Here is a 22,701-nt window from a genome sequence, read left to right as displayed (position 1 = left end):
CTTCCGTCCGGCGCGGAACCCCGCAGCCGAGGCTCTTCCCCCCCCCTTACGCCAACGCCCCATGAGGGAGAGCGTCCAGAGTGACCGTCACCCCGTCCCGGGACGACCTGCGCGCGGCCTCCAGGACGTCGAGACAGTGCGCGGCCTCCCATGCCGTGACCGGCGCCGGGCCGCCCTCGCGCAGGGCGGCGGCCACCGCCGCGTAGTACGCCGGGTAGTCGCCCGGAACGGTCCGTACGGGGGCTCCGCCACCGGTCAGCGGGGACTCGCCGGAGCCCAGCCGGCCCCACTGGGGCTCGGGTTCCTCGCCCCACGGCGTGTCCACCGTCGGCCGCAGCCCCTCGCGCAGGGCGGCCTCCTGGGGGTCGAGGCCGTACTTGACGTACCCCGCCCGGGAACCCAGGACGCGAAAGCGCGGGCCGAGCTGGGCGGTGGCCGCGCTGACGTGGAGGTGGGAGCGGACCCCGTTCGCGTGGGTGACGGCGATGAAGGTGTCGTCGTCGGCCTCGGCCCCCGGGCGGCGGACGTCGACCTCCGCGTAGACCCGTACGGCCGGGCCGAACAGCACCAGGGCCTGGTCGACGAGGTGGCTGCCGAGGTCGTACAGCAGGCCGCCGATCTCCTCCGGGGCCCCGGACTCGCGCCAGCCGCCCTTCGGCTGCGGGCGCCAGCGCTCGAAGCGGGACTCGAAGCGCAGGATCTCGCCGAGGTCGCCGTCGGCGAGGAGGCGGCGCAGGGTGAGGAAGTCGTTGTCCCAGCGGCGGTTCTGGAAGACGGAGAGGAAGGTCGCGCCCCGGTCGCCCCGGTCCGCACGGGCGGCGAGTGCGCGGGCCTCGGCGGCGGTGGCGGCGAGCGGCTTGTCCACGACCACCGGGATTCCGGCGGCGAGAGCGGCGGTGGCGAGCGGGACGTGGGTCTTGTTGGGGGAGGCGATCACGACGAGGCCGAGGGCGTCCGGCCCGGCCGCGCGGCTCCATAGCTCCTCGGCCCCGGTGGCGATCCGGATGCCCGGGTACGCCTCGCGGGCCCGTGCCTGCCGGCCGGGGTCGGAGGTGACGACGGTGTCGAGGACGAGCCCGTCGGTGGCGGAGACAAGGGGCGCGTGGAAGACGGAACCGGCGAGTCCGTAGCCGATGAGGCCGACGCGGAGCGGGGCGGCGGAGGCGGTGGCGTTCATGGCGACCACTTTGGCAACAGCGTTGCCCAAGTGCCAGCAAGATCACGGCGCGGCTGCGCGGCTGCGCGGCTGCATGGCCGCGCGGAGCGGGCCGGTCACGGAGGCCGCCCGGAGCGCCGCACGCACGTACGGGCGGTCGCCCGTACAGCCGCCCGTACGGTCATACGGGGACGGCCACCCGTACGGCTGCCCGGGGACGGCCGCCCAGGCTGTCGTACGGGTCGCCGCCCCTCCGCCGTCCGGGTGTGAACCGGGGTGCGCCGGGCGTGGCGGTCGGGACGGGGCGCGGGGGCCTGGCAGGGTGCGGGCAGGGCCGGGAGGATTGTCACCTGGTCCGACCATCGTCCCGTCCGGCGAGCACGAAGGTCTTCCATGCGACTGCGCAAAGCCCTTGCCCTCTCCGCCGTCCTGGTCGCCCTCGCCGCACCGGCCGCTCTCGCCGCCCCGGTCGCTCTCGCCGCACCGGTCGCTCTCGCCGCACCGGCCGCCGTCGCCGCACAGGCTGCCGCCCCGGCCGCCGTCGCGGACACCGCGAACGGGGGCGGCGGCCGTCCCGCGCCCGCGCTGCCCTCCCGCGCCCAGGCCACCTGCGGGGACGGGAAGAGCACCGAGTTCCCCATCGGGGCGCGCATCCGGGGCGGTCCGGCCGTGTACCGGACCGGCGACAGCCCGCAGACCTGGTACCTGGACCTGGTCAACACCACGAACTCCCGTTGCACGGCCGTCCACCCGGTCGTCGTCCTCACCGACCGGGCCCGCGCCCTGCGCCCCGCCCACCTCCGGATGGAGTTCGCGGCGCCCGGCGGGCCGTTCCCGGCCGGCCTGGAGCGGACCGACCGCGACGAGATCATCGCCGTCTTCGACGGCGGCGACGCCTTCCCCGGCTTCTCCGTCGGCCCCGGCGGCTCCCTGACCGTCAAGGTCGGGCTCGCCTTCGCCGCCGACGCCCCGCACGGCGAGGTCGTCGCCGACGCCGCCCTCGTCCAGCGCAAGGGGGCGGACGGCGACTGGGTCGGCGAGTCCGGCGGCTACCGGTTCTCCGTCAAGGGCCCGGCGGACTCCGCCGGAGCCGGAGCCAGGGCCGGAGCCGGGGCCCTGGCCCGTACCGGCCCGCGCGAAGTGGCGTACGGGGCCGGTTCCGTGGCCGCCCTCGCCACCGGCGCCGGACTCCTGCTGGGAGCCCGCCGGCTGCGCACCACCACCCGCTGACCCGGCCCCCACCGCGCCCCCGCCCCACCGCGTCGCCGCACCCCCACCCCGCCCCCACCCCGTCCCGGCTCCGTCCCTGGTCCGGGCCGTGGACGCCGAACGCGTCCGTGGTCCGGCCCGGCTAGGGTGGAGGTGGTAGAGACCAGAGGTCACCGAGGTCAGACGCCACCGAGAGCGGAGAACAGTCCAGTGGCAGAGCGCAAGCCGATCGAATCCTGGCTCACCGACATGGACGGGGTCCTCATCCACGAGGGCACCCCGATCCCCGGCGCCGATGCCTTCATCAAGCGGCTGCGCGAATCCGGCAAGCCCTTCCTGCTGCTGACCAACAACTCCATCTACACCCCGCGCGACCTCCAGGCCCGCCTCAGCCGCATGGGCCTCGACGTCCCCGTCGAGAACATCTGGACCTCGGCCCTGGCCACCGCGAAGTTCCTCGACGCCCAGCGCCCGGGGGGCACGGCGTACGTCATCGGCGAGGCGGGCCTGACCACCGCCCTGCACGACATCGGCTATATCCTGACCGACCACGAGCCCGACTACGTGGTCCTGGGCGAGACCCGGACGTACAGCTTCGAGGCGATGACCAAGGCGGTCCGGCTGATCAACGCGGGCGCCCGCTTCATCTGCACCAACCCCGACGAGACCGGCCCCTCCACCGAGGGCCCGCTCCCGGCCACCGGCGCCGTCGCCGCGCTGATCACCAAGGCCACCGGCAAGAAGCCGTATTTCGCGGGCAAGCCCAACCCGCTGATGATGCGGACCGGGCTGAACGCGATCGGCGCGCACTCCGAGACCAGCGCGATGATCGGCGACCGGATGGACACCGACGTACTGGCCGGGCTGGAGGCGGGGATGCGGACCTACCTCGTCCTGACGGGCCTGACCTCGGCGGCGGACACCGAGAAGTTCCCGTACCGCCCGACGCACACGGTCGACTCGATCGCGGACCTCGTCGACCTCGTCTGACCCGCCCGCCCACCCACCCGTAAGCCGGGCCGCAGGGCCCGTACCGCCTCGCCCCCGTCCGTACGGCCTGGCCCGCACGGGGTGTCCGCCGCGCCACGGCCTACCACGCGGACCGGCCGGGCACGGTGGCGACATACCGGGCCAATGGTGGATCTCCGACACGTACGGGCCAAGGGGGCGCCGCTCCGGATGCGGGGCGGCCCGCCGCGCGTGAGTCTCCTTGTGAGGAGGTTCACCATGCGCAGTGCCCTGATCGCTCTCCGTACCACCGGGGTGGCCGTCGCCCTGACCGCTTTCTCCGTCGTGACCGCCCCCACCGCCCTCGCCAACGAGGACTTCCGCGGCGGGAGCGTCTCGGTCGAGCCCAGTCCGGCCCACCCCGGTGCGCACGTCAAGCTGCGCGTCCACGGCTGCCACGGCAACAGAGGGGTCGCCAGGTCCCCCGTCTTCACGCACGAGGTCGAGCTGTCCGGCCACGACGGCGGCCGGCACGACGGCGGCCGCGGTGACGGTGGCCGCGGTGACGGCGGCCGTGGCGACGGTGGTCGCGGCCCGCTCTTCGGTGAGGCGCGGATCGCCTCGCACGCCCAGCCGGGCTGGCACACCGTACGGGTCGCCTGTGACGGCCGTGACGACAAGATCAGCGGTTCCGTCGAGATCGCCCACCACCGGCCCGGCCACCACCCCTCGCCGTTCTGGCCGGTCCACGCGGGCGGCGGCGGCATGTCCGCCGAGGTCGCCGAGACGACCAGGCTGGCCGCGGCGACGAAGAAGAGCCCCGAGGGCGAGGGTCCGGGGGTGCCGCACACGGTGATCGCCGCCGCCCTCGCCGCGACGGCCGCCCTGGCCGTCGCCGGCCGGGCCCTGGTCCTGCGCCGCCGCCGCAGCGGCCGGTGAACGAGGCGAAGGCGTCCGGCGGCGGTCGGCTGCTGACCTTCGCCGCCTGGTCGGTGCTGGTCCTGGGCCTGTGGCTGTGGGGCCGGGAGATCACCGGGATGCCCGCCCCGCTCGCCGGTCCGGCGGGCGGGGCGGCGGTCCCCGGCCTGCCGGCCGCGCACGCCCCGCTGTCGGGGGCCCTGCCCCAGCGGGTGGAGGTGCCGTCGATAGGAGTACGGGCCCCGGTGGTCCCCCGGGGCCTGGACAAGGACGGTGCGATCGAGCCGCCGCCGTACGAGAGCCCGGGGACGGTGGGCTGGTGGGGCGCGGGCACGGCGCCGGGCGCGGCCGGGACCGCCCTGATGGTGGGGCACGTGGACACCGCGTCCAAGCCCGCCGTGTTCTACGGCCTCAGCACGGCGCAGCCGGGCGACAAGGTGCGGGTGGCGCGGGCCGACGGCTCCGTCGCTGAGTTCACGGTCGAGGACGTACGGATCTTCGAGCGGGCGGCCTTCGACGCGCACAAGGCGTACGGCCAGCGGGTCGCGGGCCGGGCCGAGCTGCGGCTGGTGACCTGCGGGGGCGAGTACGACAAGGCGGCCAAGGAGTACACGGCGAACGTGGTGGTCTCGGCCTACCTGACGGGCGAGGCCGGAGGACCGGGCGCGGCGGTGTAGCGGCCGGACAGCAGCAGATCAGCAGCAGGGCGGCAGTAAATCAGCAGCAGGACGACGCACGAAGAAGGCCCCCACTCGCGTGGGGGCCTTCTTCCGTCTGTGCGCCGCCAGGGACTCGAACCCCGGACCCGCTGATTAAGAGTCAGCTGCTCTAACCAACTGAGCTAGCGGCGCTTGGTGACAGGGAAAACTCTACCCCACCTCTTCCGGTGCTCACGACCAGCCACGCCCACCTTATCCGATTAACCCATGTTTATGGGGTTTGTCGTGCACGATATGTCTGGGTCGTTCCGGATCTGACACCCCGCCAGATGCGGTCCGCCCGACCAGTGGACGAGCAGGGGAGTGGACGGAACCGCATGACGACCCAGCCTCCGGTGCGCGTGCAGATGCCAATGCCGACGCCGATGCAGATGCCGGTCTTCGAGGAGTACGAGCCCGCGGGCGACTGCGCGTGCCGGGGATGCGTCCGCCGCCGCGCCCTCGCCCGCGGGCGGGCCGTACCGCTGCGCGACGGTGGCCATCCCGCCGCGCGCGGCGTCCGCAGGGCGCTGGTCCTGGCCGCCGCGGCGGGCGTGGTCCTCTCCGGCGGCCCGGTCGCGGTGGCGACGCCCACCCCGGTCCCGGGCCCGGTCGCCCTGGACGACCCGGGCTCCCCGCAGGGCGGCCGGGCCCCGCTGCACGGCCCCAAGGGCGGCCGGCCCGGCGCGCCCGCCGCCGTGCCGCGGACCGACCGGGCGACGATCGTCAACCGGGCCAAGCGGTGGCTGGAGGCGAAGGTCCCGTACAGCATGTCCGCGTACTGGCGGGACGGATACCGGCAGGACTGCTCGGGTTACGTCTCGATGGCCTGGAACCTCGGGACGAACGAGTGGACCGGCAGCCTGGACACCTTCGCCACCCGCATCACCAAGGACGAACTGCTGCCGGGGGACATGCTCCTCTTCCACAACCCGGCGGACCCGAACAAGGGCTCGCACGTCACGCTCTTCGGCGGCTGGGTGGACGAGACGCGGACCCACTACCTGGCCTACGAGCAGACGCGGCCGTCGACCCGCAAGCAGACGACGCCCTACGGCTACTGGGAGAACGCCGGGAAGTACGTGCCGTACCGGTTCAACGGGGTCACCGGCGGGATCGGCCCGCAGCACCCGGACGCGGAACCGGGAACAGAACCGGGGGCAGAACCAGGAACAGAACCGGGAACGGAGCCGGGGGCAGGGCCGGGCGGGGAGCCGCCGGAGTCCGGCTCCGGACCCGTGAGCCCGGTGGCGGCCGGTCCCGGGGCGGGGTCCGCCCTGGTGGTGGGCGCCTACCCGGGCGACGTCTTCCGGCCGGGCACCTCGCACCCGGCCGTCACCGCCCTCGGCCGCCGGCTGGTGGAGAAGGGCTTCGGCGCGTACGGCCCGGCCGGTCCCGGGCCCCGCTGGAGCGAGGCCGACCGCCGTTCGGTCGAGGCGTTCCAGCGGGCCCAGGGCTGGAGCGGGGCCTCGGCCGACGGCTATCCGGGGCCGGAAACCTGGCGCCGGCTGTTCGCATGACGGAGGTAACGATGTACCCCACCCGCACCACCTCGACCACGGGCACCTTCCCTGTCCCCCCGGCCCTGACCCTCGCACCTGCATCCGCACCCGCTGCCGCTGTCGCCCCCGCGCCGCGCCCGGTCCGCCCGCCCTGGCCCCTGGCCGTGCCGTACGCGGAACCCGCCCCGGCCGCCCCGCCCGAGGAGGCCGCGGCCCGCGGCGACGTCCCGGCCGCCCGCACCCAGCCCGCGTCCGTGCTCGTCCTCGTACCCGCACCCGTGCCCGTGCCGACGGGGGCTGCCGGGGCCGGGGGCGCAGTCGGGGCCGGGGCGTCCCCCTCGGAGTCCGGCCCGGCGCTCCCCGTACCACCTCCGGAACTCCCGCACCCGCACGACGCGTCGGCCCACCCCGCGCCCGCCGGGGTGCCCGGCCCCGGGGTGGCCGGGACCGTCGCGCGCGCGGTGGCCCGGGGGATGGAGGAGACCCAGCTCCTTCCCCTCCTTCCCCGGGGCGGCCCCCGCACGGCGGACGGTCTCGCCGTCGGTCTGCGCGCCACCGGCCACCTCCTGACGGCCCCGCTCCCCGCCGGGCCGTTCCCCGCGCACCCCTTCCCCGTCCGCCCCCTGCCCGTCGGCCCGGCCCACCCGGGCGGGCCGGGGGCGCGGGGGAGCGCCGTGGACGAGGTCCCGGCGCACCTGCCGTTCCGGGGGCGGCCCGCGCCCCCGGCCGCCCCGGCCCCTGTCCCGGCCCCGGCGCGCGGGGCGGCCCCGCCCGCCCCCCGGCCGGTCCCCGGGCGCCGGGTCCCCCGGGGCGACGGCCGCCTCCGGGAGCGGCGCGGTCCCGTCCTGCCCGGCTGGGCCGCCGTGGCGGCGGGCGCCCTCGCCCTCGCCGGGTGCGCGGCCCTGCTCTGGCGCGCCGGGGCCGTCCCCGCCCCCCTCGCGGCGGCCTTCGGCGTGACCCCGCCCGCCTACCGGGGGCTGCGCGCCACGGACTGGCCCCCGCTCGCCCTCCTCGGCGTCACCGCGCTGCTCGCCCTCGGCGGACTGGGCCGGAGCCGTACCGGTCACGCCTGGGTGCTCACCCTCTTCGGCCGGTACCGGGGGACCGTCCGGCGCACCGGGCTGACCTGGATCAGCCCGCTCCTGCTCCGCCGCCGCGTCGATGTCCGCCTGCGCCACTGGCGCAGCGAGCCCATGCCCGCCGTGGACTGCGAGGGCCTCGCCCTGCGGGTCGTCGTCCAGGTCGTCTGGCAGGTCAAGGACACCGCGCGGGCCACGCTCGCCGTCGCGGACCACACGGAGTACCTCGCCGAACAGGTCGAGTCGGCCATGGCCCGCGTCCTGTCCCAGCTGCCCGCCGACGCCTTCCACGAGGACGCCCCGACCCTGCGCGACGCGGAGGCCGTGGGGGACGCGCTGACCCGGATGCTGGCCGCCGAGACCGAGGCGGTGGGCGTCGAGGTGTTCTCGGCCCAGCCGACCCGGATCGAGTACGCCCCCGAGGTCGCCGAGGCGATGTGCCGCCGCCGGGTCGCGGCCATCGACGCCGGGTACCGGGACGCCGTACTGACCTCGGTGGTCGACGCCGTCGACGACACGGTCCACCGGCTGACCTCGCGCGGGATCGTGGAACTCGATGACCACGAGCGAAAGGCCCTGGTCAGAGACCTGACGATGGCCTTCTGCACCGGCCGCGCCGAGTAGCGGGGAGCGCCGCGCGCCCCGGCGCGCCGGGCCCGGGCACGGCCCGGACGGGTCCGGCACGCGGGGGGCAGGAGGGCGGCAGGAGCCGGGGGCGAGTCCGGGACGAGCCCGGGACGAGGGAGACGGGTGGCCGGAACGGGGCGGACCATTCGTTCTCCCATTGGTCTAGACACGGCCAACTTGCGTCAATAACCTGTTACTTGGTCTAGACCTGAAATCTGAAGGCCGTCCCCACACGTGCGCACGCTCTTGCCGGACTCCCCCCACGTTCAAGGAGCAACATGCGTAACATCCGCATGCCCAAGCGAGCCGGCGCCGCCGCGCTCGGAGTCGGTGTCGTCGCCGGTCTCACCCTGCTCAGCGCCCCTGCGGCGAGCAGCCACGGCTACACCGACAGCCCGATCAGCCGCCAGAAGCTGTGTGCCAACAAGACCGTCTCCAACTGCGGACAGATCCAGTGGGAGCCGCAGAGCGCCGAGGGCACCAAGGGCTTCCCGGCGGCCGGACCCGCCGACGGCAAGATCTGCGCCGGCGGCAACGCCCCGTTCGCCGAGCTCGACGACCCGCGTGGTGGCGCCTGGCCCGCCACGCAGGTCACCGCCGGGCAGAGCTACGGCTTCCGCTGGCAGTTCACCGCCAACCACTCCGCCACCGACTTCAAGTACTACGTCACCAAGGACGGCTGGGACTCCACCAAGCCCCTCACCAGGGCCTCCCTGGACCCGCAGCCCTTCCTGACGGTCAACTACAACGGTGCCCGTCCCGACATGACCACCGTCCACCAGGGCACCATGCCGAGGAACAAGACCGGCCGCCACCTGATCCTGGCCGTCTGGCAGGTCAACGACACCCCGATGGCCTTCTACTCCTGCTCCGACGTCAAGTTCTGACCCCGCCGGAAGACCTGATCCCACCGGTGGAGCCGCACCCGGGGAGCGCCGTCCGGCGACACCCCCGGGTTCCGGCCCGGTGACGGAGACCCCGCCAGGGCCGCCGTCACCGGGACCGGCCCCGTCCGGCGCGGCCCCGGGCAGGCCCGCCGCCTCCCGCGCGCCGGCCGGCGCCCGTGTCCCCGCCTCCCCGCGCCTGCGGGCCGGGCGCTTCGGGGGCCGGTGCGGGGGAGGGTGCGGGGCCGGTTTTGAGCACCCCGGACGAGCGGGTAGTATTTTCTCTGTCAGCAGGCGCCGCTAGCTCAGTTGGTTAGAGCAGCTGACTCTTAATCAGCGGGTCCGGGGTTCGAGTCCCTGGCGGCGCACCTGTCCTTCGGGCGGTTTCCGGTTCACCGGGAGCCGCCCGAAGTGTTTTCCGGACACTTTTCGGCCACGGGGACCGGGCGCTGGCCGCCCCAGGAGCCCCGGCGGGCCCACCGGAGCGCTCAGAGGGTGAGCGACAGGAGCAGCGGAGCGGCCTTCCGGTTCAGCACGTCCGCCGCGGCCCGCAGCCGGTGCGCGTGCTCGACCGGCATCGACAGGGCCAGGCAGCCCACCGAGGCCCCGGCCGTGATCGGGACCGCCGCGCAGACGGTGCCCACCGCGTACTCCTGGAGGTCCAGCACGGGAACCGTGGCGGGCTGGCTGTCCAGCTTGGAGAAGAGGATGCGCTCGTTCACGATCGTCTTCGACGTGAGCCGGGCGATCTTGTGCCGGGCCAGGTGGTCGCGGCGGCCGTTCTGGTCGAGCTGGGTCAGCAGACACTTGCCGACCGCGCTGGCGTGCGCCGCCGAGCGGAAGTCGACCCACTCGTGGACCTTGGGGGTGCGCGGGCTGTCCGCGAACTGCGTGATCCTGACCTCGCCGTCCACGTACCGGCTGATGTAGACCGCCGCGCCGACCGAGTCCCGCAGCCGGTCCAGGGTCTCCTGGAGCTTGTCGGTCAGGGCCTGCTGCCGGTCGGTGCCCGAGCTGAGCAGGACCGTCGAGTCCCCTATGGAATAGGCGCCGTCGGACACCTCCAGGACGTACCCCTCCCGGCGCAGCATGAGCAGCATCGGGGCGAGATGGACGGTGGGCAGGCCGGTCTCACGCGCGATCTGTGCCCCGGTCACACCACCGGTGTGCCGGGCGATCGTTTCGAGTACGCGAAGTGCGTACTGCACCGAGTGGAACGGCGCGGTCGGCTCGGGCTTCAGCGCCACGGTTTCCCCCTACCAGGTTGTTACCGCTTGCCCTGTCACGATAGCCATCAAGCGGGCCGAGTGGAGTGCCTGTTGGGGAGATTGATGGCTCAATCATGTCCCTCTGCCTGGATCTACCCTCTTGGCATATGCCACAGGCACGCAGGCCGTCCCGGTTGCGCCGGGAATGCCCGGGGGCCCCGCGCGGTTCGACTGCTCCGTACCGGTGCCGACGGGCACCGGACCGAGACGGGAGCGACATGAGCGACACCGGGGACGGGAACCTGCCGGAGATCCGCCACGGGGAGCCGGGCGCGGACCCCGGCCCGCACGGCCCCGGCCGGGGCCCGGACCGCGACGCCGGGCCGGTCAGGGGCACCGCCCGGGGCCGGGCGCCCGTACCGCTGTCGGTGCTGGACCTGGTCACCGTGGGCAGCGGCTCCACCGCCCACGACTCCCTGCGCACCAGCGTGGAGATCGCCCGCCTCGCCGAGTCCCGCGGGTACCACCGCCACTGGGTCGCCGAGCACCACTCCATGCCCGGGGTCGCCAGCTCCTCCCCGGCCGTGATCCTGGCCCACCTCGCCGCGCACACCTCCCGCATCCGGCTCGGTTCGGGCGGGGTCATGCTGCCCAACCACGCGCCGCTCGCCGTCGCCGAGCAGTTCGGGACCCTGGAGGCGCTCGCCCCGGGGCGGATCGACCTCGGGCTCGGCCGCGCCCCCGGCACCGACGGCCGCACGGCCGCCGCGCTGCGCGGGCCCGGCCGCCTGGACGAGGCCGCCGAGGAGTTCCCCCGGCAGCTCGCGGAGCTCACCCGCTTCCTCGACGACGACTTCCCGGACGGGCACCCGTACGCCCGCGTGCACGCCGTGCCGGGCCCGGTGCAGGGCCCCGCCGGACGGCCGCCGCTGTGGCTGCTGGGGTCCTCCGGCTTCAGCGCCCGGCTCGCCGGTGAGCTCGGCCTGCCCTTCGCCTACGCCCACCACTTCTCGGCGGCCGGCACCCTGCCCGCGCTCGACCTCTACCGCCGCAGCTTCCGCCCCTCGGCCGTCCTGGACGCCCCGTACGCGGTCATCGGGGTCTCGGCCCTGGCCGCCGACACCGCCGAGGAGGCCCGTGCCCAGGTGCTGGCGGGCGCGCTGGCGATGCTGCGGCTGCGCGCGGGCCGCCCCGGGCTGGTGCCCACGCCGGAGGAGGCGGCGGCGTACGACTACTCCCCGCCGGAGCGGGAGTTCGTGGACGGCTGGCTCGCCACCATCGTCCACGGCACCCCCGACGAGGTCCGCGCCGGACTCGACGGCCTGGCCCGGCGGACGGGCGCCGACGAGCTGATGCTGACCGCCAACGCGCACAGCGGCGCGGCCCGGTTGCGTTCGTACGGACTCGTCGCAGATGCGTACGGGATGCCGGAGGAGCCGTCCGAGAGGGAGAAAATTCAGGTGAACTGAGTTCGGCAGGTTTGTTGCCGAAACCTTGCGGAAGTTTGTCTCAAGGCAGCCTTAAGTCGCTCGTCACCCGGGGTGGCGAGCGACTTCTGATGTTGATTCAGGTCTCTGACAAGGGGATTTGGCGCCGGGGTGGTCTAGTCCTTCTTTGGTCCAAACCATTGACTCGGGGTGTCGGAGATCGCTATTCCTTCTCTCACCCGGCCTTCCCGCTCCCCCCTCCCACCCCCCGGAGGCAGTTCATGCACATCCGTAAACCCCTGGTGGCCGCCGCCACCACTGCCGCGCTCGCCGCCGGAGCGCTGGCGGGCCTCGCGGGCCTCGGCACGGCCCAGGCAGCCGCCCCCGCCGTCGGCGCCGCCCCGGCTCCGGGAGGGGTCCGGATCGCCTATTACGACCAGTGGAGCGTGTACGGGAACGCCTTCTACCCCAAGCATCTCGACACCCGGGGCATAGCGGGCAAGCTGGATGTCATCAACTACTCGTTCGGCAACATCCACCCCACGAACCTCACCTGTTTCGAGGCGAACAAGGCGGCGGGCGACGACAACAACCCCGACGCCGGTGACGGCGCGGGCGACTCGTACGCCGACTACCAGCGGACCTTCAGCGCGGCGGACAGCGTCAGCGGGGTCGCCGACACGTGGGACCAGCCGATCGTGGGCGTCTTCAACCAGTTCAAGCAGCTGAAGGCCAAGTACCCCCACCTGAAGATCAACATCTCGCTCGGCGGCTGGACGTTCTCGAAGTACTTCAGCGACGCGGCGAAGACCGACGCCTCCCGCAAGAAGCTCGTCTCCTCCTGCATCGACCAGTACATCAAGGGCAACCTGCCGGTCGACGGCGGCTACGGCGGCGTCGGCACGGCCGCGGGCGTCTTCGACGGCATCGACGTCGACTGGGAGTACCCCGGCTCCTCCGGCGGCCACCTGGGCAACCACCACGCCCCCGAGGACAAGCAGAACTTCACGCTCCTGCTCAAGGAGTTCCGCGAGCAGCTCGACGCCCACGGCCAGGCCAACGGCGGCAAGAAGTACCTGCTGACCTCGGCGCTCCCGGCCGGTCAGGACAAGATCAAGCACATCGAGACGGACAAGATCGGCGCGTACCTCGACTACGCGAACATCATGACGTACGACATGCACGGCGCCTGGAACGGCAACGGGCCGACGTACCACCAGTCCCCGCTCCTCCCCTCGGCCGCCGACCCGACCGACCCCGTCGCCCCGGGCACCGAGAAGTACAGCGTCAAGAACGCCATCGACTCGTGGATCGACGGCAACCCGGCCTACGGGATCGCCGGCGGCTTCCCCGCGAACAAGCTGACCCTGGGCTACGAGTTCTACTACCGCGGCTGGAAGGGCGTCCCGGCGGGCACCACCAACGGCCTCGCCCAGTCCGCGACCGGCGCCTCCGCCGCCCGGCCCGTCAGCCGGCAGCCCGGCATCGCCCACTACAAGGAGCTGGGCGGGATCGTCGACAACCCGGCGACCACCTTCTGGGACGACCGGGCCAAGGCGTCGTACTTCTACAAGGACGGCGAGTTCTTCACCGGCCTGGACCAGAAGTCGATCCAGGCCCGCGTCGACTACGGCAAGCAGCGCGGCCTGGCCGGGGCGATGATGTACTCCCTCCTCGGCCTGGACACCAACGCCACCCTGCTGAACCAGATCTCGGACGCCCTCGGCGGGACCAGCGTGCCGCCGACCACGCCCCCGCCCACCACACCGCCCCCGACCACCCCGCCCACGGGCTGCGGCACGACCCCCGCGTATGTCGCGGGAGGGGTCTACAACACCGGCAGCGAGGCCGCGCACAACGGCCTGCGGTGGAAGGCCCAGTGGTGGACCCAGAACGAGGCCCCCGGCACCACCGGTGACTGGGGAGTCTGGAAGAACCTCGGCGCTTGCTGATCCCCCCCACCCTGCGCCGAGCCACGGCCCGCCCCGCATCCCCTCCGGTCAGACGAGGGGGTGCGGGGCGGGCCCGTCCGGCCGTCCGGCCGCGGCCTGCCGGCCGATCATGCCGGCGATGGCCTCCGGGGCCACCGCGCGGGAGTAGAGCCAGCCCTGTCCCGTGTCGCACCCCACCCGGCGCAGCCGGGCCGCCTGGCCCGCGGTCTCCACGCACTCCGCCGTCACCGTCAGCCCCAGCCGGTGCGCGAGCTGCACCAGGGCCTCGACGATCGTCTCGTCGGCCGGGTTGGGATGGGCGCCCTCCTCGTAGCGGAAGCCGCGCACGAAGGAACCGTCCAGCTTGAGCACCGAGACCGGCAGCCGGCTCAGGTACGCCAGGTTCGAGTACCCGGTGCCGAAGTCGTCGATCGCGATGCGCACCCCCATGTCGCTCAGCGCCTGCAGGGCCTGGAGCGGCCGGCCCGCCGAGCCCATCACCGCCGACTCCGTCAGCTCAAGCTGGAGCAGTTGCGGCGCCAGACCCGTCTCGGCCAGGATCTCCGCGACGTCGCCCACCAGGTCCGAGTCCCACACCTGCCGCACCGCGACGTTGACCGACACGAAGACCGGGGCGTCGCTGGGCTGCTCGATCTGCCACCGCCGCGCCTGCCGGCAGGCGGTCCGCAGCACCCACTGGCCCAGCTGCACGATGGAACCGTCCTCCTCGGCGATGCCGATGAACCGATTCGGCGCCAGCGTGCCGAACTGCGGATGGCTCCAGCGCACCAGGGCCTCCACCCCGCGCACCGCCCCGCTCTCCAGGTCCACCAGCGGCTGGTACTCCAGCGTGAACTCGCCCCGCTCCACGGCCGGGCGCAGCGTCGAGGAGAGCGCCTGGCGGGTCATGCGGTGCGCGTTGCGCTCCGGGTCGAAGAGGGTCCAGCGGGCCTTGCCGTCCGCCTTGGCCCAGTACAGGGTCGTGTCGGCGGCCTGCATCAGCCCGGTCGCCGAGGTCCCGGCCGTGGCGCGCTCCACCACCCCGATCGACGCGGAGACCGACAGCCGCTGCCCGGCCAGGTCGAACGGCTCCTGCACGGCGGCCAGCACGCTGCGGGCCAGGTCGGCGAGTTGCTCGGTGCCGGTGGAGTCCTCGACCAGCAGGGCGAACTCGTCACCGCCGAGCCGCGCCACCAGGTGGCCTCCGGTGCGCCCGTACCCGTACTGGTCGGCGCACTGGGTCAGCCGGGCCCCCACAGCGGTCAGCAGCCGGTCGCCGACCCGGTGGCCCAGGGTGTCGTTGACGGCCTTGAACCCGTCCAGGTCCAGGTAGCACAGGCCGATCCGGCCGGTGCCGCCGTGCCGGTACGAGGACGCCTCCAGGGCGGCGGAGAGCCGCTCGAAGAAGAGCGCCCGGTTGGGCAGCCGGGTCACCGGGTCGTGCATCTGGAGGTGGCGCAGCCGGGCCTGGAGCTCGCGCCGGTCGGTGATGTCGGCGACGGACAGCAGCACGTTCGCGGTCCCGGGGACGGCGCCGAGCGTCACCTCGGTCCACAGCGAGTGCCCGTCGGGGTGCTTGAGCCGGCGGGTGCAGCGCAGCCGGGCCTGCCGCCCGAGCAGCACCTCCTGGTAGGCCGCCCAGGTACGGGCCTCCGCGGCCAGGTCGACCAGGTCGGAGGCGGACTGCCGGGCGAGCGCGTGCGGCTCGGTGCCGAGCAGCGCGGCGAGGGCCCGGTTGGCGACGACGACGTGTCCTTCGCGGTCGACGACGGCCATGGCGAGGTGGGCCGCGTTGAAGGCGGCGCGGTAGTCGGGGGATTCGGACTCGGCCCGGCGTGGCGGGGGCGACGGCGCGGCCGGTACTCCTGGGTGACGTTCCGTGACGGCCGACCGGACGCTGTGGGCCGCCGAACCGATTTCCTCTGAGGTTCCGCTCACCGTTGGCTCCCGCAGTGCTCGTGAGTGTCCGTGCAGGAAAGTGTGCCGATCATAGAGGCTGACGGGAGGCCCTATCCAGCGGCGTCGCCGTGCGGGGCGGGGGACTTCGGCGTGCTGACGGGGGTGCGGCCCCCGGCCGGACGACCGTTTATGCGCGAGTGTGAGCGACTGGTGTCATCTGTTGATCTCCAGTGACCGTTCGTGACGTTCCGTAGGGCAGTGCGTAAAGCTCCGGGGTCACCGGGTTGCCGTACCGCTCACCCGTGCGGGGCAGTGGAACAGGGCATAAGTAAGATAATCGCCTCAAGGTGGACGAGATGCTACGAATCCACCACCGGAGGTCGATGTGCCGCGACAGCAGACACCCGGGGGAGTGGACCGCTCCCACATGCGAAGTACGGCGGCGGTGCTCACTTCCCTGACGGCGCTCGCCGCCATGTCGCTCGTCGCGGGGCCCGCGGTGGCCGATTCCGGGGCCGGACCCTGCGCGCTGACCCGTACGGCGGCGCACCATTCCCTGGGCCTGGACACCTGGAACACCGCCTACCCCAGGCCCGAGCGCACCCTCGACGCGGTCATGGTCTTCCTCTCCTTCCCCGACCACCGGACCACCCTCACGCCGGCGGAGCTGACCGCCGACTACTTCCCCGCCACCGGCGAGTTCTTCGAGCGCGCCTCCTACGGCCGGTTCCACCTCGTCCCGCACCCGCAGAAGCGGTGGGTCCGGATGCCCAGGCCCTCCACCGACTACCGGATGCAGCGCGACTGGGCCCCCGAGGACCGGGCGGCCTACCTGCGGGACGCGGTCGCCGCCGCCGACCCGGCCGTGGACTTCGGCGCGTACGACGTCGTGTACTTCGTCGCCGACCCGGACGCCCCCGGGGTGGACTCCGACGCCACGAAGGTCGTGAACTTCGACCGGCCGATCGTCGCGGACGGCGCGGAGCTGCGGCGGATCGTCACCGTCTTCGAGCGCCACCCGCCGGACCGCAACGTCCTGGCCCACGAGACGGGCCACGTCTTCGACCTCCCCGACCTCTACCACCGCCCGGCGGACGGCAAGGGCGACTGGGACACGTACGTCGGGGACTGGGACGTCATGGGCAGCCAGTTCGGGATGGCCCCCGACTTCTTCGCCTGGCACAAGTGGAAACTGGGCTGGCTGGACGCCTCCCAGGTGGACTGCGTGCAGTCGGGCTCCTCCCTGCACACGATCCAGCCGCTGGCCCAGGCCCCGCCGCCCGGCGGTACGGGCGGGACCCGGCTCGCGGTGGTCCGTACGGGACCCGGCAGCGCGATCGCCGTCGAGGCGCGCGGCTCCACCGGCAACGACCGCGACACCTGCACGGAAGGGGTCCTCGTCTACCGGGTCCGCAACGAGGCGCCGTCCGGCGGCGGCCCGGTCGAGGTGCTGGACGGGCACCCGGGCACGGAGGCGTGCTGGGGCCGCTCGGTCTACCCGCCGCTGGCGGACGCGCCGCTACAGGTGGGCGAGGCGTACACGGTGCCGGGGGAGCGGATCACGATCGAGGTCGCGGACCGCACCCCCTCGGGCGCGTACACGGTGAAGATCACGAGCTGAGGGCCTTCCGGGCGGCGAAGACGGAGGCCGGGCCGGTCGCGGACCGCGCGAAGAGATCGCGGGCGCACGAAGAAGGCCCCCACTCGCGTGGGGGCCTTCTTCCGTCTGTGCGCCGCCAGGGACTCGAACCCCGGACCCGCTGATTAAGAGTCAGCTGCTCTAACCAACTGAGCTAGCGGCGCCTGCTGACATCGGAGACATTAGCAGGCGAATCCCCGGAAGGAAAAATCGATATCCCCAGGTCCGTGCCGGGCCGGTCGGCGCGCCCGGCCCGGACGAGGGCCCAGAGCAGCGCGTCGGGTCCGGGCAGCCAGGGCTGCCGGGCGCCGGGGGCCACGAGCCAGCGGGAGGGTCCGGCCGTCGCGGCGAGCGGCGGCACGGTGACGGCGTCGCCCCGGCCGTGGCACAGCGGCGCCGGGGCGGTGCGGGAACCTCCCCACTCCTCCCACGCCAGCAGGACGGGAAGCCGCTGGGCGGTGCCGGGGGTGGCGAAGAGCAGCAGCCGGCCCCGGTGGGCGGCGACCGGACCGGAGCCGGGGCCCTCGGCCCACAGCAGGTCCAGGACGCGCCGTCCGGTGACGAGCGGGGCGTTGACCACGTCGAAGACGCTCCCGCACGGCAGGACGGCGGGCACGCCCGGCCGGGCCCCCCAGAGCGCCAGGGCGCGCCGGGGGTCGGCCGAGGCGGAGGCGAGCCAGGCGGCGCCCTGCGGGGTGACGTGGGTGGCGGGCGCGCTGCGTACGTCGAGTCCCGGGCAGCCGGGAGCCGTCATCAGGGTCGTCATGGCCCCAGGTCTACCGGCCGTAGCGGACCGGCTCCCGGCAGTTACCGGAAACCGGGACAGGCCGGCCCGCGCTGAGGTATGTTGCGCCGCGCATATGCCAGGGCGGGGTGCGGCGCCCCGGCAGGGGTCCGCCGGGAGCCGTGGCCCCCGGCGGGTGGCGCGGGGCGGGGTGTGCCGGGCGCCGGGGCACCGGCCGCCGGGTGCGGCGGGGCGCCGGGTCTCCGGGTGCGGCTACGTGGCCTCGGTGCCGCCGCCGCGCAGGAGGGTCTCGCCGAACTCGATCATCTTGCGGGCGTAGTCCTCGGTCCACTCCGCCCGTGCGGCGATCGCCGCGGGCGAGAGGCGGTCGAAGCGCCGGGGGTCCGCCAGCTGGGCCGCCGCCAGGGCCTGGAACTCCACCGCCCGCTCCTGGGCCGCCCGGAAGGCGAGGGTCAGTTCGGTGGCGCGGGCCAGCAGCTCACGTGGGTCGTCTATCGACTCCAGGTCGAAGAAGTGCTCCGGGTCCGTGGCGGCCTCCGAGGGCTCGAAGAGCAGCGGCGCGGGCCGCAGCCTCCGCTCGGTCCGCTCGGGCTCTGCCATGCGTGTCCTCCTGCTGCGCGTACGGAATCCTTCCGGGCCACCGTCCATTGTCCAGCGTCGCGCAAGGGCGCACCCGGAAACACGGGAACACCTGTGCGGTTCATGGTGGCGCCTGGTGCGCTGTGCCTGCTCACTTCAGTGGGCAGGGGAGGTGGGGCTCGTCCCGGTTGGGGGTGCAGGTGGCGAGGGCGAGGGAGTGGAAGACGGTGCCGGTGAGGTAGTGGCCGAGGGATACGTCGCCGCCCCAGGTGAGGCGTTCGACGGCGGCTCTCACGAGGACGACGAGCCGGGTGGTGTCCCGTTCGGCTTCGGCGGCGAACCGGGGCGCGAACCCGGCGAGCTGGAGGCCCAGCCATACGCCCGCCTCCTCCGGTTCCTGCCAGGTCCCCCGGACCAGGGAGGCCGGTTTCAGCAGCCAGTGGGCCGTCTGGACCGGCGGCAGACCGGTGACCTTGAACTCCGCCACGGCCTCCCGGTACCGGTCGGCCACCTCCTGCGGGCTGCCCGCGGTCGGGGGCTCCCCGGGAGGCCGCCGGAACCCCTCCCGGTCGAACGCCTTCTTCTCACCCAGCCACGCGTAACCGTGATGGTGCACCGCCACTCCGTCCTGGAAAGGGCCGACGGCCCCGCCCGCCGGCACGACGGCCGGGACGGGCGGGACCGCCCGCTCAGCAGATTCCCCGCACGGTCAGGCGGAGAGACCGAACCGCGCCGGGTCGATCCCCGCCGCGTCCAGCTCCGCCGTGGTGAACCGCAACGGCTCCGCCCCCGGACGCTTGCTGTCCCCCAGCGCCCACACCCCCACCCCGATCCGCGCGAGCGTCACGCACGCCTCACCGTCCGGATGGGTGTTGCCGCCACACGCCTTCGAGAACTCGGCCCCCATGAGGGAAAGCCCGTACAGATCGAGACCGGTCACCGTCATCTCCTCCCTGCTCCTACGACGACCCACAAGGCCGCCCCCGCCCCTACCGGACGGAAGTCGTGGCGGAGAAAAGGGGCGCGGAGCTGCTCGGCATCCGTCGCCCCGGACTCCGTGAACAGCACGATAGGGAGGGCGAGTTGGGCTCGGTGAGAAAGATTCTCGATTATTCTCCCGACGGGTGTGCCCATGCGTCGACATTCCCGTGCGCGGCCGGACATCCTGGACCCGCAGCGCCCACCGCGCTGTTCTGGACGCCAGGAAAGGACGGACCCGGATGGCACGCAGGCTGCGGTTCAACGGCACGAACAGCGGTGATAGCGGATGCCCGGCGGTGCATGAGGACCTCGACAGTGGAGAGGTCATCGTGCAGGGCGCCCCGCTCACCGATCCCGATGATCTCGGGCAGCTCCAGCACCTGTCCGAGGGGGAGGTGGCCGTCGTGGTGCCGCGTGATGTCCTGGTGGACTTCGCGCCGAAGGACGCGACGCGGCAGGCCAGGATCATCGGGCTGGACGAGTTCGAGAACCTCTTCCGGACGTTCGAGCACACCGCCTGGCGGCTGGAGAGCCGCCGCCGGTACGGGAGCGACGAGGCCACCGAGACGTACCGGCAGTTCACGGAGACCGGCGCGGTGGAGTGGGACCTGACCGGCCCGTACTGCGACATGATCAGGAACCAGACCGCTCAGGGCAAGCGGGTCGAGCGCGTGCGCGTCGTCGACGAACCGCCCACGGTCGGCCAGCTCTACCTCCTCGACAACGCGAAGCGCAACAGCACCTTCGGCGAGGACATCCGCAACCTGTCGCGGAAGGAGGCCGAGCGGCTGCGCCTTCCGGCGGAGGACTACTGGCTGTTTGACTCCCGGATCGTGGCACTGCTCAACTTCGACGATGACGACCAGCTCGTGGACGTCGAACTGATCTCCGAACCGGCCGAGGTCGTGCGGCGGTCCCTCGTCCGGGACGCGGCATGGCACCACGCCGTGCCGTACGAGACGTTCGCGGCCGGTCCGGACACGACCGGGTAGGCAGCGGCGAGGGCGGAGCGGTACTGAGTGAGTACGGACTTTCAGCAGGCGCGGAGCGTTCTCGGGCTCAGGCTCAGGGAGCTCCGTGAGTCCAGCCCCGGAGTCCGGCTCACCGGTAGCGTCCTGGCCGGGCGGCTCGGCTGGGCGCAGAGCAAGGTCTCGAAGCTGGAGACCGGGCGCCAGACCGCCACCGTCGAGGACCTGCGGGCGTGGGCGGAGGCGACGGGGCAGCCGGAGTCCTTCGACGAGCTGCACGCGCAGCTCAAGGGCCTGGAGTCCCGGGTCCGTTCCTGGCGAAGACAGCTCGCCTCCGGCCACCGCCCGGTACAGGAGACCTGGAACGCGCTGGTGGCGGAGGCCCGCGAGATCCATTCGTGGGAGAGCGCGCTGGTGGCCGGGATGCTCCAGACCGCCGACTACGCCCGGCACGTGTTCCTGGCCTACGCGGAGCTCCAGCAGTCGCCACGGGACACCGAGGAGGCGGTGCGCTCACGTATGAGGCGCCAGGAATGGCTCTACCGGCCGGGGCACCGGCTCAGGCTCCTGATGTGGGAAGCGGCCCTGCGGACCTCGGTGTGTCCGCCGGCCGTCCTCGCCGCGCAGCTCGACCGGCTGTCGGGGGTCATCGGCCTGGACACGGTCTCGCTCGGCATAGTCCCGCTGGACGCGCGCGTGAAGATCCCCCCGGCCAACTCCTTCTCCGTCCTGGACGGCCGGCTCGTCGTCGCCGAGGACTGGCACGCGGAACTCTGGCTCGACGACGCCCCCACCGTCGCCACCTACCAGCGGGTGTGGCGGAGCCTGAGCGAGTCCGCCGTGTTCGGGGCCGACGCCCAGCGCCTGATCACCACGGCCCGCCGGCACCTCGACACCTGAGCCCCGGCCCGCCGCACGACCCCGCGCCTACGGCCGCCACGGCACGCGGTGTTCCGACAGGTGGGCCAGGACGGAGTGGTTGGCCTCCCAGCCGTCCGGGAACTTGACCGTCACGCCCAGCTGCACCGGCTCCGTCGAGGGGTGGGCGTCCAGCAGGTCGGCGATGCCCGCGCGGGCCACCACCACGCACGCGTGCCGGTGGCGGGAGGTCAGCACGCACAGACGGCCCGTCTCCAGGTGGAAGGCGGTGGCGTCCGGGCGGCCCGAGAGCGGGTGGAGCACCACCGTGAGGTCGTACTCGCGGCCCTGGAGCCGGTTCGCGGTGTCCACGGTGACCCCGGTGACCCCGAGCGCGGCCAGCGCCGCGCGGACCGCCGCCGCCTGGTCGCGGTGGGCGGTGCCGACGGCGATCCGGGCGGCCGTCAGCGGGGCCGGGGCCCCGGAGCGCTCGTCGGTGGTCACCGCACCCCGGTCCAGGGCGCGGCGGACCACCAGCGCCACCGCCCCGACCGCCTCCGGGTCGGTGCGCGGGGTGTGCCGCGCGGGCAGCTCCAGCAGGCCCCAGCCCGCGTCGGCGGCCTCGTCCAGCACCCGGTCCGGGCCCGACCCGTCCGAGGGGACCCCGTACGCCAGCCGCCGGTCCCCGTGGTCCGTGCCGCTGCGGAACCGCGCGTACGGGTAGAACGCGCGGGAGACCAGCGGCGCGGCCGTCGCCGGGAGCCGCCAGGAGACCGGCAGCCGGTGCTGCGGCAGCCGGGGGTTGTGCGCCAGCAGGGTCGAGACCGCGCTGGCCGAAGGGTCGTAGGACAGCCCGGCCCACTGCTCCGCGCCGACCACGCTGAACGGGTCCAACTGCCCCGGGTCGCCCACGAACAGCGCCCGCTCGAAGAGCCCGGCCACGGCCAGCAGCGCGTCCGACCGCATCTGGTACGCCTCGTCGACGATCGCGTGCTCCCACGGCTCGGCGTCCTTGACGTACGCCCACTTCGCCGCCGTGGAGAGGGTGACCGGCAGCTCCGCGAGATCACCCGGCCTGGCGGAGAGGGTCACCGAGGGCAGCTCGCGCAGCGCCGGGTCGTACGCCTCCCCGTCACTGCTGTGCAGCCGGCCGACGCGCAGCCCCGGGTCCTTCTCCGCGAGCCGCAGCACCAGGTCGTCGACCTGGGCGTTGGTCTGCGCCACCACCATCAGCCGGCGCCCGGCCGCCGCCAGTTCCCGGGCCGCCCGCACGACGAGCGTGGACTTGCCGGCGCCGGGCGGGGAGTCGACGACCACACCGCGCTCGGTGCCGTGCAGCGTGTCGTGCAGGATGGCGGCGGTCGCCCGCGCGGCCGCCGCACCCGGGTCGAAGGGGGTGTTCGTCGCGGTCACGGCATGTCCTCGCAGCTCACGGCATGTCCTCG

Annotated in this window: 20 protein-coding genes and 3 tRNA genes; 13 read left to right on the top strand and 10 right to left on the bottom strand. The window is 73.7% G+C overall.

Annotated features, from left to right (window positions below; genetic code table 11):
• Positions 1 to 46: 46 nt before the first annotated feature.
• Positions 47 to 1,177, bottom strand: coding sequence for a Gfo/Idh/MocA family oxidoreductase (locus tag ACIA5F_RS05390; protein ID WP_399349350.1), 1,131 nt, complete (start codon positions 1,175 to 1,177; stop codon positions 47 to 49).
• Positions 1,178 to 1,549: 372 nt separating this feature from the next.
• Between ACIA5F_RS05390 and ACIA5F_RS05385 the strand changes: the two genes are divergently transcribed.
• The 4 genes from ACIA5F_RS05385 to ACIA5F_RS05370 all read left to right on the top strand — a co-directional run bounded on the left by ACIA5F_RS05385 (position 1,550) and on the right by ACIA5F_RS05370 (position 4,908).
• Positions 1,550 to 2,386, top strand: coding sequence for a hypothetical protein (locus tag ACIA5F_RS05385; RefSeq protein WP_399349348.1), 837 nt, complete (start codon positions 1,550 to 1,552; stop codon positions 2,384 to 2,386).
• Positions 2,387 to 2,575: 189 nt separating this feature from the next.
• Positions 2,576 to 3,355 carry an HAD-IIA family hydrolase gene (locus tag ACIA5F_RS05380; protein WP_399349346.1) on the top strand — a complete coding sequence of 260 codons (780 nt, stop codon included), beginning with the start codon at positions 2,576 to 2,578 and terminating at the stop codon, positions 3,353 to 3,355.
• Positions 3,356 to 3,592: 237 nt separating this feature from the next.
• Positions 3,593 to 4,252 (top strand): hypothetical protein, encoded by a 660-nt coding sequence (locus ACIA5F_RS05375; RefSeq protein ID WP_399349344.1) that lies wholly within the window; start codon positions 3,593 to 3,595, stop codon positions 4,250 to 4,252.
• Positions 4,249 to 4,908, top strand: a complete 660-nt coding sequence (locus ACIA5F_RS05370) for a class F sortase (protein ID WP_399349342.1) — start codon at positions 4,249 to 4,251, stop codon at positions 4,906 to 4,908. Before ACIA5F_RS05375 ends, ACIA5F_RS05370 begins: the two co-directional genes overlap by 4 nt.
• Before the next feature lie 100 nt (positions 4,909 to 5,008).
• Here ACIA5F_RS05370 and ACIA5F_RS05365 read toward each other — a convergent pair.
• Positions 5,009 to 5,082 (bottom strand) — tRNA-Lys (locus tag ACIA5F_RS05365).
• A gap of 233 nt (positions 5,083 to 5,315) precedes the next feature.
• On the opposite strand from ACIA5F_RS05365, the gene ACIA5F_RS05360 reads away from it, so the two are divergent.
• The 4 genes from ACIA5F_RS05360 to ACIA5F_RS05345 all read left to right on the top strand — a co-directional run bounded on the left by ACIA5F_RS05360 (position 5,316) and on the right by ACIA5F_RS05345 (position 9,389).
• Positions 5,316 to 6,449 carry a peptidoglycan-binding protein gene (locus tag ACIA5F_RS05360; RefSeq protein WP_399349591.1) on the top strand — a complete coding sequence of 378 codons (1,134 nt, stop codon included), beginning with the start codon at positions 5,316 to 5,318 and terminating at the stop codon, positions 6,447 to 6,449.
• An 11-nt stretch (positions 6,450 to 6,460) separates the two neighbouring features.
• On the top strand, positions 6,461 to 8,134 hold the full coding sequence (locus ACIA5F_RS05355; protein WP_399349340.1) for an SPFH domain-containing protein: 1,674 nt from the start codon (positions 6,461 to 6,463) through the stop codon (positions 8,132 to 8,134).
• A gap of 296 nt (positions 8,135 to 8,430) precedes the next feature.
• Positions 8,431 to 9,024, top strand: a complete 594-nt coding sequence (locus tag ACIA5F_RS05350) for a lytic polysaccharide monooxygenase (RefSeq protein WP_399349589.1) — start codon at positions 8,431 to 8,433, stop codon at positions 9,022 to 9,024.
• A gap of 291 nt (positions 9,025 to 9,315) precedes the next feature.
• A tRNA-Lys gene (locus ACIA5F_RS05345) sits at positions 9,316 to 9,389 on the top strand.
• A gap of 120 nt (positions 9,390 to 9,509) precedes the next feature.
• Here the strand turns inward: ACIA5F_RS05345 and ACIA5F_RS05340 are convergent.
• Positions 9,510 to 10,268 (bottom strand): IclR family transcriptional regulator, encoded by a 759-nt coding sequence (locus tag ACIA5F_RS05340; RefSeq protein ID WP_399349338.1) that lies wholly within the window; start codon positions 10,266 to 10,268, stop codon positions 9,510 to 9,512.
• Positions 10,269 to 10,531: 263 nt separating this feature from the next.
• Here ACIA5F_RS05340 and ACIA5F_RS05335 point away from each other — a divergent pair, with 263 nt between their 5' ends.
• Together ACIA5F_RS05335 and ACIA5F_RS05330 are read left to right on the top strand one after the other, a co-directional pair.
• The gene (locus ACIA5F_RS05335; RefSeq protein ID WP_399349587.1) at positions 10,532 to 11,698 is read left to right on the top strand and encodes an LLM class flavin-dependent oxidoreductase; all 1,167 of its coding nucleotides are present in this window, start codon (positions 10,532 to 10,534) and stop codon (positions 11,696 to 11,698) included.
• 239 nt (positions 11,699 to 11,937) lie between these two features.
• Positions 11,938 to 13,608, top strand: coding sequence for a glycosyl hydrolase family 18 protein (locus tag ACIA5F_RS05330; RefSeq protein WP_399349336.1), 1,671 nt, complete (start codon positions 11,938 to 11,940; stop codon positions 13,606 to 13,608).
• A 48-nt stretch (positions 13,609 to 13,656) separates the two neighbouring features.
• Here ACIA5F_RS05330 and ACIA5F_RS05325 read toward each other — a convergent pair whose 3' ends face one another.
• Positions 13,657 to 15,525, bottom strand: coding sequence for a putative bifunctional diguanylate cyclase/phosphodiesterase (locus ACIA5F_RS05325; protein WP_399349334.1), 1,869 nt, complete (start codon positions 15,523 to 15,525; stop codon positions 13,657 to 13,659).
• Positions 15,526 to 15,913: 388 nt separating this feature from the next.
• Here ACIA5F_RS05325 and ACIA5F_RS05320 point away from each other — a divergent pair, with 388 nt between their 5' ends.
• Positions 15,914 to 17,107, top strand: a complete 1,194-nt coding sequence (locus ACIA5F_RS05320) for a M6 family metalloprotease domain-containing protein (protein WP_399349332.1) — start codon at positions 15,914 to 15,916, stop codon at positions 17,105 to 17,107.
• A 108-nt stretch (positions 17,108 to 17,215) separates the two neighbouring features.
• Here the strand turns inward: ACIA5F_RS05320 and ACIA5F_RS05315 are convergent.
• The 5 genes from ACIA5F_RS05315 to ACIA5F_RS05295 form a co-directional block, all read right to left on the bottom strand.
• Positions 17,216 to 17,289, bottom strand: a tRNA-Lys gene (locus tag ACIA5F_RS05315).
• Entirely contained in the window at positions 17,280 to 17,891 is a 612-nt protein-coding gene (locus ACIA5F_RS05310; RefSeq protein ID WP_399349330.1) for a bifunctional DNA primase/polymerase, read from the bottom strand. The genes ACIA5F_RS05315 and ACIA5F_RS05310 overlap by 10 nt, the downstream gene beginning before the upstream one ends.
• Before the next feature lie 231 nt (positions 17,892 to 18,122).
• Positions 18,123 to 18,470 (bottom strand): hypothetical protein, encoded by a 348-nt coding sequence (locus ACIA5F_RS05305; RefSeq protein ID WP_399349328.1) that lies wholly within the window; start codon positions 18,468 to 18,470, stop codon positions 18,123 to 18,125.
• 130 nt (positions 18,471 to 18,600) lie between these two features.
• Positions 18,601 to 19,065: a hypothetical protein gene (locus ACIA5F_RS05300; RefSeq protein WP_399349326.1), complete on the bottom strand. Its 465-nt coding sequence runs from the start codon at positions 19,063 to 19,065 to the stop codon at positions 18,601 to 18,603.
• 93 nt (positions 19,066 to 19,158) lie between these two features.
• The gene (locus tag ACIA5F_RS05295) at positions 19,159 to 19,356 is read right to left on the bottom strand and encodes a DUF397 domain-containing protein (protein WP_399349585.1); all 198 of its coding nucleotides are present in this window, start codon (positions 19,354 to 19,356) and stop codon (positions 19,159 to 19,161) included.
• Positions 19,357 to 19,669: 313 nt separating this feature from the next.
• On the opposite strand from ACIA5F_RS05295, the gene ACIA5F_RS05290 reads away from it, so the two are divergent.
• Positions 19,670 to 20,422 (top strand): DUF6879 family protein, encoded by a 753-nt coding sequence (locus ACIA5F_RS05290; protein WP_399349324.1) that lies wholly within the window; start codon positions 19,670 to 19,672, stop codon positions 20,420 to 20,422.
• Between the two features lie 27 nt (positions 20,423 to 20,449).
• On the top strand, positions 20,450 to 21,298 hold the full coding sequence (locus tag ACIA5F_RS05285; protein WP_399349322.1) for a helix-turn-helix domain-containing protein: 849 nt from the start codon (positions 20,450 to 20,452) through the stop codon (positions 21,296 to 21,298).
• A 27-nt stretch (positions 21,299 to 21,325) separates the two neighbouring features.
• Here the strand turns inward: ACIA5F_RS05285 and ACIA5F_RS05280 are convergent, their stop codons facing one another.
• A complete protein-coding gene (locus tag ACIA5F_RS05280) occupies positions 21,326 to 22,669 on the bottom strand; it encodes an AAA domain-containing protein (RefSeq protein WP_399349320.1) in 1,344 nt (447 codons plus the stop codon).
• Positions 22,670 to 22,701: the final 32 nt, after the last annotated feature.

The organism is Streptomyces sp. NPDC051567 (assembly GCF_044454165.1).
Classification (GTDB): domain Bacteria; phylum Actinomycetota; class Actinomycetes; order Streptomycetales; family Streptomycetaceae; genus Streptomyces.
The sequence above is the reverse complement of the archived record's forward strand: the minus strand, read 5'-3'. Positions and strand labels throughout refer to the sequence as shown.

Bases quoted from the DNA above. Each gene is read 5' to 3' on its own strand.
- ACIA5F_RS05390 (WP_399349350.1), bottom strand. From the start codon at position 1,177: ATGAACGCCACCGCCTCCGCCGCCCCGCTCCGCGTCGGCCTCATCGGC.
- ACIA5F_RS05385 (WP_399349348.1), top strand. From the start codon at position 1,550: ATGCGACTGCGCAAAGCCCTTGCCCTCTCCGCCGTCCTGGTCGCCCTC.
- ACIA5F_RS05375 (WP_399349344.1), top strand. From the start codon at position 3,593: ATGCGCAGTGCCCTGATCGCTCTCCGTACCACCGGGGTGGCCGTCGCC.
- ACIA5F_RS05360 (WP_399349591.1), top strand. From the start codon at position 5,316: ATGCAGATGCCGGTCTTCGAGGAGTACGAGCCCGCGGGCGACTGCGCG.
- ACIA5F_RS05355 (WP_399349340.1), top strand. From the start codon at position 6,461: ATGTACCCCACCCGCACCACCTCGACCACGGGCACCTTCCCTGTCCCC.
- ACIA5F_RS05350 (WP_399349589.1), top strand. From the start codon at position 8,431: ATGCCCAAGCGAGCCGGCGCCGCCGCGCTCGGAGTCGGTGTCGTCGCC.
- ACIA5F_RS05330 (WP_399349336.1), top strand. From the start codon at position 11,938: ATGCACATCCGTAAACCCCTGGTGGCCGCCGCCACCACTGCCGCGCTC.
- ACIA5F_RS05320 (WP_399349332.1), top strand. From the start codon at position 15,914: ATGCGAAGTACGGCGGCGGTGCTCACTTCCCTGACGGCGCTCGCCGCC.
- ACIA5F_RS05310 (WP_399349330.1), bottom strand. From the start codon at position 17,891: ATGACGACCCTGATGACGGCTCCCGGCTGCCCGGGACTCGACGTACGC.
- ACIA5F_RS05305 (WP_399349328.1), bottom strand. From the start codon at position 18,470: ATGGCAGAGCCCGAGCGGACCGAGCGGAGGCTGCGGCCCGCGCCGCTG.
- ACIA5F_RS05295 (WP_399349585.1), bottom strand. From the start codon at position 19,356: ATGGGGGCCGAGTTCTCGAAGGCGTGTGGCGGCAACACCCATCCGGAC.
- ACIA5F_RS05290 (WP_399349324.1), top strand. From the start codon at position 19,670: ATGGCACGCAGGCTGCGGTTCAACGGCACGAACAGCGGTGATAGCGGA.